Origin of the sequence: Halalkalibacter alkaliphilus (assembly GCF_023555415.1) — a bacterium.
Taxonomy (GTDB): Bacteria; Bacillota; Bacilli; order Bacillales; family Bacillaceae_D; genus Halalkalibacter; species Halalkalibacter alkaliphilus.
In genome coordinates, this window is the sequence record NZ_JAKRYL010000006.1 from 208,966 (window position 1) to 222,130 (window position 13,165).

Sequence of the window (13,165 nt, forward strand, 5' to 3'; positions counted from 1 at the left end):
CCTCCCATCATAACCCACTTCAACAGCTTTTCTTTTTATAGCAAACACCTGTATTTAAAGAAGCTGCTTACCTAGTAAAGAGGCTACTAACTCAATTGCTATATCTGCTGTTTTATTTTTATGATCTAAGATAGGATTTACTTCTACAAATTCTGCTGATGTTACGATTTCTGATTCTGCTAACATTTCCATTGCTAAGTGACTTTCACGATAGGTAACCCCTCCAAGTACTGGAGTCCCCACCCCTGGTGCATATATCGGGTCAATGGCATCTAAGTCAAAGCTTAGATGTACCCCGTCTGTACGGTCAGACAAATAATGAATCGTATCTTCCATAACTGCTGTCATGCCTCTGCGATCAATTTCATGCATCGTAAACACTTTGATCCCTTTTTCCTTTATTAACTTACGCTCTCCTTCATCAATCGATCTTGCACCAATAATAACAATATTCTCTGGTTTCAGTTTAGGGATATATCCACCAATTTTTGTTAATAACTTATGGCCCAAACCTAGATTAATAGCAAGGGGCATGCCGTGAATATTCCCGGATGGAGATGTTTCCGCCGTGTTTAAATCAGCATGAGCATCATACCAAATAACCCCCAGCCTTTTATAATGCTTAGAAATTCCAGCAATCGAGCCTATACTGATACTATGGTCTCCACCTAACACTAGTGGAAATCCTCCTTTATTTATCGCCTTGTCTAACTCTGTGCATAGCTCTTCACTAACTTTAATAACTTCCTGTAAGTTTCTTAATTTCTGTTCTTGGTTTGTTCCATTTGTCGACCTATGAATGGGTATATCACCGTAATCTACTACTTCAAAACCTTGACTCTTTAGCTCCTCTAGTAAGCCAGCATATCTCATCGCGCTTGGTCCCATATCGACACCACGGCGAACTTGCCCTAAATCCATAGGAACTCCAACTATTGATATTTTTTTCTGTTCATCCATTATGAACCCCCCTCTCAATAAGGCGTAACATTTAACATACTAATGAGAAATAAAAAACGAAGAGAGTACGGACTTAAAAACTATAAAATAAGGGCTCATTGCTTAAAGGTTGTGTCAAAAGCCACAGCCTTCCCCATTTTTTGAAAAAGCCTGCTATGAGTGGGGGTTTCTCATACCAGGTCCGTAGCCATTGTTACAGGCATTGAAGCAGGTTCGATTTTCGAGGCCACTGAAAAAGGTACGGTTTTGACCTTTTTCAGTGGCCTTTAAGCAATGAGCGAAACCGTTGCTTTGTCTTAAAGCCTGCTATGAGTGGTTTTCTCATAGCAGGCGCGCAACGTGTGGAGCCATTGCTACTTCCTCGAATCTGCTAAAAAGGACTTTTTCAAAGGGCCTCCGATTTTCACCTTTTTTACGGCTTTCCTTTTGACACAACCGCTTCTATTAATCTATGCTCATTTCTTAGAAAAGAGGCCCTTTAATGCAAAAGAAACATTTTGAGGTCTTTCTGCTAATCTTCTCATAAAATAGCCGTACCAATCATGACCAAAAGGTACATAAACACGCATCGTGTACCCTTCTTTAGCAATTTGTTCCTGCAGTTCGGTTCGGAAACCATATAGCATTTGAAATTCAAATTGTGACTTTGGAATATTCCATTTTTTACAGAAGCGCTTTACTTTTTCAATGATTCTGTGATCGTGAGTAGCAATAGCTGTGTGACTTCCTGTTAGCAAATGTTGTTTGATCATCTCTAAATAATTCTCATCTATTTTCTCTTTATTTTGATAAGCTACTTTAGGTGACTCCTTATAAGCCCCCTTTACAAGACGCAACGGCACACCTCTCAAACTTTCCAAATCTTTCTTACCACTATGCAAGTATGCTTGTAAAACCGTTCCTACATTGTCATATGTCTGACGAAGTTCTGCCAATATCTCTAATGTTTGATGATAATGTGAGTAATCCTCCATATCAATTCTGACAAAATTATTCGTTTTCTTAGCTGCATCCAGAATAGCTTTCATATGATCAATACATAATTGTCGGTCTATATCAAGTCCAAGCTGGGTTAATTTTAAAGATAGATTACAATTGACACCTGTAGCTGACATAGCTTCTAGCGTTTCAATGCATACTTTCATAGACTGTTTAGCTTCATCTCTATTAAGGACAAATTCACCAAGATGGTCTACGGTACAAACCAATCCTTTTTTGTTAAGAACTTTAACGACTTTAATTACACTATCAACGGTTACACCAGCTACTACTTGTGCTGCTCCTAATTTAAGTCCCCACCTTTTTGCACCTTTATTAAGGATTTTATTTTTTGAAAGATAGAGAAAAAAATTTTTTGAGAGTTTCTCAACCAATAAAATAACCCCCTTTGCGATGTAGACATGGATAAAGATGAAGACCGACCTTTTTAAGTGTCTGAAATTTATAGAGTGTATTCCCTAAAGAGTTATTCGTCCTTTTTAAACAAAACTACTAGTATCTTTTTTTAAAGTTGCTCAGACATTAATTTAGCTTGGGTGAATAGGAGAAGATAATCTGGACCTCCTGCCTTAGAATCCGTCCCTGACATGTTAAAACCTCCAAAAGGATGGTAACCAACGATCGCCCCCGTACAACCACGATTAAAATATAAATTTCCAACATGGAAATCTTCTTTTGCTTTTTCAATATGTGCTCGGTTATTCGAGATTACCGCCCCTGTTAATCCATAATCGGTATTATTGGCAATTTCTAAGGCATGATCGAAATCTGTTGCCTTACAAAAAGCCACAACTGGGCCAAAAATCTCCTCTTTCATTAAACGAGCATTTTCATTTACCCCTGCAAAAATCGTCGGTTCAATGAAATAACCTTTTGAATTATCACCTTTTCCTCCTGCAACTAATGTTCCTTCTTCCTTCCCAATCTCAATGTACTTCATTACTTTATCAAATGCTGCTTGATCATTAACAGGACCCATAAATGTTCTTTCTGCTGGATCTCCTACTGTCAATTTTTTTGTTAATGCAATTGTTTTTCTTAACACTTCATCATATACATCTTGATGTATAACTGCTCTTGAACAAGCAGAGCATTTTTGGCCGGAAAACCCAAATGCTGATTTCACAATTGCTTCAGCAGCTAAATCAAGATCTGCTTGATTATCAACGATAATTGTATCTTTTCCCCCCATCTCAGCAACGACACGTTTAAGCCAAATTTGCCCCTCATGTACTTTAGCTGCTCGCTCATATATACGAACTCCTACATCTCTAGAGCCAGTAAAACTAATAAATCTCGTTTTTGGATGATCTACTAAATAATCTCCTACCTCACTGCCACTTCCAGGAATATAGTTAACTACTCCAGCAGGTAGACCGGCTTCTTCTAATACTTCAATAAATTTTGCAGCGACAACTGGTGTAGTACTGGCTGGCTTTAACAGAACTGTGTTTCCAGATACAAGAGCTGCTGAAGTCATCCCAGCCATGATCGCAAATGCAAAATTCCAAGGAGAAATAACGACTCCAACTCCTAATGGAATATAGGCAAGTCGGTTGTTCTCAATTTTTCTACTTTCAATTGGATACCCTTTTGCAAGTTCAATCATTTGACGACCATAATACTCTAAAAAGTCAATTGCTTCAGCCGTATCTGCATCTGCTTCATTCCATGGCTTTCCAGCTTCATAAACAAGGTATGCAGAGAATTCATGTTTGCGTCGTCTTACAATAGCAGCTGCTTTAAATAAAATATCTGCACGGACTTCAGGGTCCCATTTTTTCCACGTTTGAAACGTTTTATTTGCCACTTGCATTGCCTTTTCCGTTAATTCTTTATTAGCCTTTGATACTGTACCGACGACTTCAGATACATTAGATGGGTTTACTGATACAATCTTCTCCTCAGTTGAAACTTTCTCAGCTCCTATCACTAAACCGTAGTCTTTTCCAAGCTCATCTTTCACTTTTTTTAATGCTATTTCAAATTGTTTAACATTATCCTCAATTGAAAAGTCTGTAAAAGGTTCATGTTTGTAAGGGACTGTCATAGAAATCGACTCCTTTTTCTTTTAAAATGATTCCTTACTTTCTAAAATACGAATATTGCACATTATATTTAAACCTCAGCGTTAGAGGATGGAAAAACTACTAAGAACGCGAAACAAACGTACTACAATAAGGACGGCAAAAAGATCACACCCCTCAATAATACGTAACCGGTACAACTAACGGTGAAATGGTCGGGCAATTGATACTGCTAGTGATATTACTAAGTATGAAAGTTTGTAAGAAAATGTTTTGAAAAATAGAGTAACGTGAGGGTCCATTTGAAGCAATTGGAAATAATTACATACGTAAAGAATCGTTTGTTATATTGTTGATGGAGTTCTACGAGCATTTTATCAATATAGTCGGCCTGGTAATGTAACAGAATTGGAGCACATCATTGAGGGATCGATGAATATTATCACCGATGAGGTAGCATCGATTAGTTTTTCATCTACTCTTTCACTTCATCAACAAGCCCAATGTCATTTGAAGCTCCAGAGAATCAAACTAGAATTCATTATTATGCTGCTGAATACTACAAAATAAATAGCGTAATACCCCACTAAATGGTAAAGGCGCTGAAAAAGTTCTGTTGTACTTTTTCAATGCCCTCCTATTGGAGTGGGGTATTACTATTTCTATGCACGGTTTAGCTAATCATTCATCCTACTTATCGGCTGGATAGATAACACCCATCTGTCTTCTTGCCTTTTCTAAAATTGTTGCAGTAATGATTGAGCTTTTGTGAGAATTAACGGTCGATTCAAAAGCTTTATTTTGAACTAAATAAATAAACTCCTTTGCTTCATAGTACATCGAATGTTGATCTTGTTTTACGGTAATGTCTTCTTCGGAACCGTCTTTGTATTTTATTGTAACCTTCTCCGGCGTATGAATTTTGTCAATAATGATACTTCCATTCTCACCTTGAATTTCAGAAGGAATATAGGAATTAGTGATTTTAGAGTAAGTGATAACCGCATCCATTTCATCGTATTGTAGTAAAAGACTCCCTTGACCATCTACACCTGATTCGAGCATATAACATTGGCCATTAATTGAATGTGGTTCTCCAAATAAAACCACAAGAGGATAAACAGCATACACGCCAATATCCATAAGAGAACCGTTCGAAAAAACAGGATTGAAGGCATTTAATACTTCCCCCTGCTTATAACGATCATAGCGTGACGAGTATTGACAGTAACTAGCGACATACCTTCGAACTGTTCCAATTTTATGCAAGTGTTCCTTAATGGTTAAAAAATTAGGCAGCAGTGTTGTTTTTAATGCTTCCATTAATACAACGTGATGATCCTTTGCGCATTGTACCATCTCTTTTACTTCTGCTGTGTTTGAAGCAAGAGGTTTCTCACATAAAACATGCTTTCCATTCTCCATCATGAGAATCGCCTGACTAGCATGAAATGAATTGGGACTGGCTATATAGACGGCATCAAATTGATTACTACTAGCCAACTCTTGTAAATTTGTATATATGTTTTCCACATTAAACTTTCTAGCAAATTGGTTAGCACGATCTTCTGTTCTTGAATAGACGGCAGTCAGAGCAAATCCATCAATGTTCTTTGCAGCCTCAATAAAACTTTCGGTAATCCAATTTGTTCCTATCACGGCAAAACGGACCATAAAGACCCTCCTATTTATTATACTTCTAGGTTTGACATAATTCTTTTTTAGACTTAATTGGAATCACAATCGTCATGGTTGTTCCTATATTTGGTTTACTGTTGATCAATAATTCTCCTTCGTGAGACTCAATGATCTTTTTGCTTACCATTAAACCAAGCCCGGTTCCTTTTTCTTTTAACGAATAAAATGGTTCACCTAACTTTGGAATCAATTCGTCTGGAATTCCTACTCCTTCATCGGTTATAGCTATGGAAATATTATTCCCGTATATAGCTAATTCTGTTGTGATAACCCCGCCACTCGGCATAGCCTCCATAGCATTTTTATAAATGTTGATCAGCACTTGTCTTAGCTGATGTTTATCACAGTAGACCTCGGCTAACTTGCCATGTACAACCGTTTTCATTTCGGTGTTATTTAAGATTGATTGCGGCTGTAGAAACTTGATAACACTCTCTGTCATTATCTGTAAGTCTTCCATTTCATATTTAGTAGCTTGAGGCTTTGCAACAACCATAAATTCGTTCGTGATCATCTCGAGTCGGTCTATTTCATTGAGCATGATTGTAATATATTCTTGATTTTTTTCCTTAGCTTCAAGGCCAATTAATTGTAGAAACCCTTTAACAGTTGTCAGTGGGTTGCGAATTTCATGTGCAAAGCCCGCTGCAAGTTCTCCTACAACAGAAAGCTTTTCTGTTCTTCGAAGTAATTCCTCAGTCTTTATTAATTTTGTAATATCTACAACTGTACCAAGCACTTCAATAACTTTTCCATTAGCGTAAATTGGCTTTAATGAAGCAAGAAAAATTGAACCTTTCGAATCTTCAAATTGGAATTCAACTTCTTCTCCTTGCCATGCTCGCTCATTATTTACATCTATAAGACTCCTATCGTTCCCTTTGTACGTTTTCTCGACAGGTTTCCCAACAACCTTTTCTGGAGACATTCCTTCTTCATAAAGTAGTTTTCCATCCATTAATGTATAAACAAAGGTGTCCTGAACTTTTTTGAATTTGAAGATTAACCCTTGATATTGCTCTATGATTTCCTGCAATTCTTTTTTTGTTTGTTTAAGTTCCTCTTCTGCTTTAGTTTGTTCAGAAATGTCACGAAAAATAGCAGCACATATTACAATCCCCCCCTTACTAATCATGGGAGACACGGTCATACTAACATCAATTAGACTTTTATCTTGACGTTGACGAACTGTTTTAAAATTAACGATTGAATGCCCCTGCTCTAATTGACGAATTAATTGAGAAAACTCTTTGCGACGATCAGAAGGAATCAGGCAATTAGCAGATAAAGGCTTTGCACTATCATATCCAAACATCTTCGTAAAAGCTGCGTTCCTACGTAGGATACTTTTGTCTTTCAAATTATAAATAAAGATTGCATCTTCAGTATTCTTAAATAGAAGCTCTAGCTCACTTTCTATATCTACTAATTTATCCTCTGCTTCTTTTTTATTTAGAAGAGGGACCTGAATCGTAAAGTAATAGAAAGCTTTCATAATAAAATAGAAGCCGGTTACCTTGAATAATTGCCCTACAACAAACGTTACATCGTGAACCGTTGCAAAAATGGTAACGGTTAACCCACTAAGAATAAGAAAATAACAAGCTGTTATTAAGTTTAAATAAAATTGATCTCTGCTCTTAGTATAATTTTTCCATAGAATAATAATAGCCACCAAATGTAAAAAAGCAATAAAGTACTCTAGTCCCGTTTTTAATACAGTCGGTCCAGTCTCAAGGAGTAACAGTGGGAATGCAGAAATATTAGCAATAATAAAAAACGACATAAAAACCACATATGCACTAAAAACAACTAACCAACTATTTCTTTCATACTTAGTAGTGATTTTAGTTTCTAAGCTTAATAAGAAAACAACTAGCACTAAAACAATAGCTACTTTTAATCGAGCCACTATCGAAAACCAGACCGTTGTTTGAGCATTGGAAGCAATGGAAAACGGCATACCTGTATATGAGAATGTATGTAAAACATCAAATATTCCGACTGCAAGAAATGTAAGAGAAACGACAAATAAAAACCTTGACTTAACCAAAGGGAATGTTAACCAACCATAAATAAATATTGAGAGTGATATTACAATACTAGCTAGTTCAAGAAGTGTATGAACTGGTAAATGGTCGGTAAGATAATACTCATTCGTTGGAATAGTCTGAAAGAAAACTATAAAAAACAATAATAATCCTATCATACCTAAAGCTATAGATTTTTTTTCTACTTTGTTAATTTTCATGCATTCACCTCCATAACGAATAACCTCATTTCGTTATTATAGCATTATTACCACTTTTTTTATTATCTCCTAATTTAATAGAAACATTAAAAATTCAAAGGAATACGACCAACCAATTTGATCGTGAAAAAAACAGCCTTTATTTTTGCTGGGCTGCAGTGATCACCTAGCGCAGGTCTAGGGACACCAACATTAGAAGCTATTCAGCAAAATGTTCCACTCCAATAGCTCCACCATAGACTATTTACTGTATTCACAACAAAGAGGCTGTCACAAAAGTCCGTTCTTTGACTTTTGTGACAGCCTCGCTTTAGGTTATTCACTTACGCCATTGCTTCTTCTTCCTCTTTCTTAAAAAATGTCTTCATTGCGTGATAGACATCCCCTTTTTCCTTAAGGATATAGTGACGGAAGCGAATGTCGTCGATGTTTTTGTATGCACTCATGAGTGTTGAGTGACGGCTATATTGATTTACTTCTCCGTATCCAAACATACTAGAGACATCCATTAATTTCTCAACAAGCTTCAAGCAACGTGCATTGTCAGAAGTAAGGTTGTCACCATCAGAGAAATGGAACGGATAAATATTGTAACGTTTTGGATCATATTTGCTATCGATCACTTCTAAAGCTTTGCGATAGGCTGAAGAACAAATCGTTCCACCACTCTCACCTTTTGAAAAGAAGTCCTCTTCAGAAACAACTTTCGCTTCTGTATGGTGGGCGATAAATTCAATATCGACCGTTTCATATTTGGTTCTTAAGAAACGAGTCATCCAAAAGAAAAAGCTTCGTGCCATATACTTCTCCCAACGTCCCATAGAACCACTCGTGTCCATCATCGCAATGACAACTGCTTTCGACTCTGGTTTTGTTACTTCATTCCATGTTTTAAAACGAAGATCTTCATTATAAATTGGGTTCAAACCTGGTCTGCCTTCAAGAGCATTTCTTTTGATAGCCGAAAGAATCGTACGGCGCTTATCGATATTCCCCATTAATCCTTTTTTGCGAATATCATTGAAATCAATGTCTTCAATTAGAATCTCATCTTCCTCTTTCTTCTGTAAGTTAGGTAATTCTAGTTCTGAAAAAAGCATTTCCTGTAATTCCATAATTGAAACTTCTGCCTCAGAGTAATCTTCCCCAGCTTGATCACCAGGTCCTCTTCCTTTTCCTGGCCCTTGTTGTTTTTGGGCATTTGGATCTCTCGCTACCACATCGCCTACTTTACTATCTCCTTCTCCCTGACCAACATGTTTATTTTTATCATAGTTATAACGAATTTTGTATTCATCGAGAGAACGGATTGGAATACGAATCACATCTCGACCATTAGACATGACAATATTTTCTTCACTTACAAGATCAGGTAAGTTCTTTTTGATCGCTTCTTGTACTTTTTCCTGATGGCGTCTTTGGTCTTGATAGCCTTTTCGATGAAGAGACCAGTTTTCTTGTGACACGACAAATTGACGTTGATTATTTTTCGTCATGTGATTCCCCTCCTTTTTTATTCTTATAACTTCATTCCTGTTTCACAAAACGATTTTTTGTTTTCACACTTTCCTATGCCTTTGCATACTATGGTCTCGAGTCGCATTAGATAACAAAGCCTTTAATAAAATGGCTTACTTTATCCTATGCAGACAGGGGAGAGAGTTGCTAATAAATTCTGACAAATCTTCTAATTTCGAAATTGGACAAGCAAAAAATAGGTATATATCTACTGCCAACAAGCGGAGTGAGTAGTCTTAAATGTTCACTGCTCTATGGCTTCATCTTCATATCGAAATTTGTTTAATAATTTAACTACCTCCCCAAAAATGATTAAACTAAAGCCACGCTTTTACTAACACAAGCAAACACATCCACATTTTGGATATTTAAGGACTAAAGCATATAATGCCATATATAAAAAGTCCTTCATCGCACTGATGAAAGACCAAATGAGTTTCATTCAATTACAAACAGGTCATCATCACACTCATGATTGACAAAATGAGTTCAGATACTATACAAAATGGCCTTCATGACTAGAAGATATCTACGAGCCATAAGCTCCATAGTTCAATTGCTGCGATAAGTATGGTATTCTCCTCTTTTATTAAAAGCAACTTTCGTAAAGATTGTTGCAGTTTTTTCTCGTATCCATCCATGCAGCGCAAAATTAGCGCTGCACCACAGAGAATGAAGATAGTTAGGAAGTGGCAATACTGATACTGACCTTAATCCAGTCAGTGCTAATCTATAGACTTATTAGACGTATAAAAGGAGCCCAATTCATTTGAATTGAACTCCTTTTTTATTTCATGATTTTAATTGAATCGCTTAAAATCAAGAGGGCTGGTTCCTTTTTGGATACTATATATATTATCTCATTAACCCAAATTCTTTTATAGGCCAAAAACGCCAATCGACTTTTCCAACAATTTGATCTGTTGCAATAAACCCTAGGCGACGACTGTCCAAACTATTTGGCCGATTATCTCCTAGAACAAAAACATGACCTTCTGGAACAACGTCAGAAACAGCAAAATCATTTGTATATGATCCCCATTTATGCTCTGCCACTCTTTGCTTTAAAAACGGCTCATCGATAGGTTCAGCATTAATGTAGAGCACATCGTCTTGATAAGATATGATATCTCCTGGCAGGCCAATTACTCGTTTTATATAATCCTCATTTTCATTAGCGTGAAATACGATGAGATCAAAACGCTCAGGCTCTGTAAATCCATAACCAATTTTGTTAACAATAAACCTCTCACCATCAAAGACACTTGGAGACATCGACTCTCCTTGTACTTCATAGCTTGTAAAGACAAATGTTCGGATTAAAATTGCAAAAACAATTGCTATGAAAAATGCTTTTCCCCATTCCAGCCACTCATTAGTTCTAGTTTCCACATTATTTCCTCCGCCCAGCTCTTTTCTTCAATTTACCAAAGATTTGCCACCGCTACAAGTTAAAGTCTGCACCAAATTTATTAGAAAAGAAGCTTGCACAGTATGGGAAGTTCTGAAAAAGCATTGCTTTACCTTTTAGTTATTCTCTTGCAATGTCTAAAGCCGTTGCATCCATAAAAAAGGGGGCGTCTCAAAAGTCTGTTTTTGACCTTTGAGACCCCCCAAGGGTGGAGCCAGTAATAATAAGTAGAAACACTGAAAAAGGTCAATTTGACCTCTTTCAGTGTCTTAAATCTCTATTACCTATTTAGCAAACTTCCTACATAGCGAAGGAGTTCATTCGCTGATACAGAGTTATACCCATGCTCATCAATTAATCTAGCAATCACTTCATTGACTTTCTTTAACTGAGATTCATCTGGTGTCTTTGTAGAAGTCGTGATCTTCACAATATCTTTCAAATCAGCAAATAATTTCTTTTGAATAGCTTCACGTAAGCGCTCATGGGAATTGTAATCGAATTTCTTCCCTTTACGAGCATAAGCTGATATTCGAATTAAGATTTCTTCTCTAAATGCTTTCTTAGCATTTTCTGAAATTCCAATTTGCTCTTCAATTGAACGCATTAATTTTTCATCTGGTGTCATTTCTTCACCAGTAAGAGGATCGCGAAGTTTATTTTTATTACAATAAGCCTCGACATTATCCAGATAGTTATCCATTAACGTCTTAGCCGACTCATCATAAGAGTATACAAATGCCTTTTGTACTTCTTTCTTTGCAATTGCATCATATTCTTTTCGAGCTATCGCAATAAAGTCCATATAGCGCTCGCGGTCTTCTTTTGAAATGGAGGCGTGCTCACTCAACCCTTCTTTTATTGAGCGTAATACATCTAATGCATTAATAGACGTTAATTGCTTACGAATGATCGCAGAAGAGATACGATTAATGACATAACGCGGATCGATTCCACTCATACCTTCATCTGGATCTTCCTGCTTTAATTCTTCTAAATCCTGAGAATTAAATCCTTCAACACTTTCTCCATCATATAAGCGCATTTTCTTCAACAAGTCAACGCCTTGCTTTGACGGCTCCTTCAACCTTGTTAATATTGTGAAAATGGCAGCCACTTTTAAAGCGTGAGGTGCTATATGAACATGTGCGAGATCACTATCTTGAATCATCTTTTTATAGATTCTCTCTTCTTCACTTACCTTTAAGTTATATGGAACCTTCATGACAATGATCCGGGAATGCAAGGCTTCATTCTTTTTATTAGAGATAAACGATTTATACTCGGATTCATTCGTGTGCGCCACAATAAGCTCATCAGCACTAATCAATGCAAATCGACCGGCTTTGAAGTTTCCTTCTTGAGTAAGCGAAAGTAAGTGCCATAAGAATTTCTCATCACATTTTAACATTTCCTGAAACTCCATCATCCCTCGGTTCGCTTTATTTAATTCCCCATCAAATCGGTAAGCCCTTGGATCTGACTCAGAACCGTACTCAGCAATTGTCGAGAAATCAATGCTTCCTGTTAAGTCAGCAATATCTTGGGATTTTGGATCTGACGGACTAAATGTACCAATACCTGTACGTTTGTCTTCAGAGAAGAAAATACGCTCAACTAAAACATCCTCAATACGACCACCATACTCTTCTTCCACACGCATCATATTTAACGGTGATAAATTACCTTCAATTTTTATTCCATATTCCTCTTGAAAATCCTTACGTAAATGAGTTGGAATTAAATGTAGTGGATCCTCATGCATTGGACAACCTTTTATTGCAAATACCGCGCCCTTGTCAGTCTTAGAATATTGCTCTAATCCACGCTTCAACATTGTAACAAGTGTCGATTTCCCTCCACTAACAGGACCCATTAAAAGAAGGATTCTTTTCCTAACATCAAGTCTTTTAGCAGCAGAGTGAAAATATTCTTCAACAAGCTTCTCAAGAGATTCTTCTACGCCATAAAGTTGATCCTTAAAAAAGGAATACTCCTTTTTCCCGTTCACTTCTTCCACACCAGCATCTTTAATCATATTATAAACACGGGAGTGAGCGGTTTGTGCAATCCACGGTTTTTCCTTTAGTAACTCCAAATAGTCAGCAAATGTTCCTTCCCATCTTAAGCGTTCCTCTTCTTCTCTGAACTGTTCTACTTTTTTTAATATACTCATGTATCGTACCTCCATCCTCGTGTTCAAGAGCGCGATTAATAAACCATATGCAAAAACAAAAGTGAACATGCATTAGAATTTAAGATCTTCTTCAAAAAGGTGCTTTTCCTTTTTGAAGAAGATCT

At 36.8% G+C, this 13,165-nt stretch carries 8 protein-coding genes; all 8 read right to left on the bottom strand.

The features are described from left to right. Nucleotides 1-54: 54 nt before the first annotated feature. Nucleotides 55-960 carry an arginase gene (gene rocF / locus MF646_RS08060; RefSeq protein WP_250095975.1) on the bottom strand — a complete coding sequence of 302 codons (906 nt, stop codon included), beginning with the start codon at nt 958-960 and terminating at the stop codon, nt 55-57. A 455-nt stretch (nt 961-1,415) separates the two neighbouring features. Continuing rightward, entirely contained in the window at nt 1,416-2,333 is a 918-nt protein-coding gene (locus tag MF646_RS08065; RefSeq protein WP_250095976.1) for a proline dehydrogenase family protein, read from the bottom strand. A gap of 131 nt (nt 2,334-2,464) precedes the next feature. Then, nucleotides 2,465-4,009: an L-glutamate gamma-semialdehyde dehydrogenase gene (pruA, locus tag MF646_RS08070; protein ID WP_250095977.1), complete on the bottom strand. Its 1,545-nt coding sequence runs from the start codon at nt 4,007-4,009 to the stop codon at nt 2,465-2,467. Between the two features lie 667 nt (nt 4,010-4,676). Further along, entirely contained in the window at nt 4,677-5,660 is a 984-nt protein-coding gene (locus MF646_RS08075; protein WP_250095978.1) for a Gfo/Idh/MocA family protein, read from the bottom strand. A 25-nt stretch (nt 5,661-5,685) separates the two neighbouring features. Further along, a complete protein-coding gene (locus MF646_RS08080; protein ID WP_250095979.1) occupies nt 5,686-7,935 on the bottom strand; it encodes an MASE3 domain-containing protein in 2,250 nt (749 codons plus the stop codon). A gap of 323 nt (nt 7,936-8,258) precedes the next feature. Then, on the bottom strand, nt 8,259-9,431 hold the full coding sequence (yhbH, locus tag MF646_RS08085; RefSeq protein ID WP_250095980.1) for a sporulation protein YhbH: 1,173 nt from the start codon (nt 9,429-9,431) through the stop codon (nt 8,259-8,261). 877 nt (nt 9,432-10,308) lie between these two features. Beyond that, nucleotides 10,309-10,845 carry a signal peptidase I gene (gene lepB, locus MF646_RS08090; protein ID WP_250095981.1) on the bottom strand — a complete coding sequence of 179 codons (537 nt, stop codon included), beginning with the start codon at nt 10,843-10,845 and terminating at the stop codon, nt 10,309-10,311. A gap of 299 nt (nt 10,846-11,144) precedes the next feature. Next, on the bottom strand, nt 11,145-13,040 hold the full coding sequence (locus MF646_RS08095; protein ID WP_250095982.1) for a PrkA family serine protein kinase: 1,896 nt from the start codon (nt 13,038-13,040) through the stop codon (nt 11,145-11,147). Nucleotides 13,041-13,165: the final 125 nt, after the last annotated feature.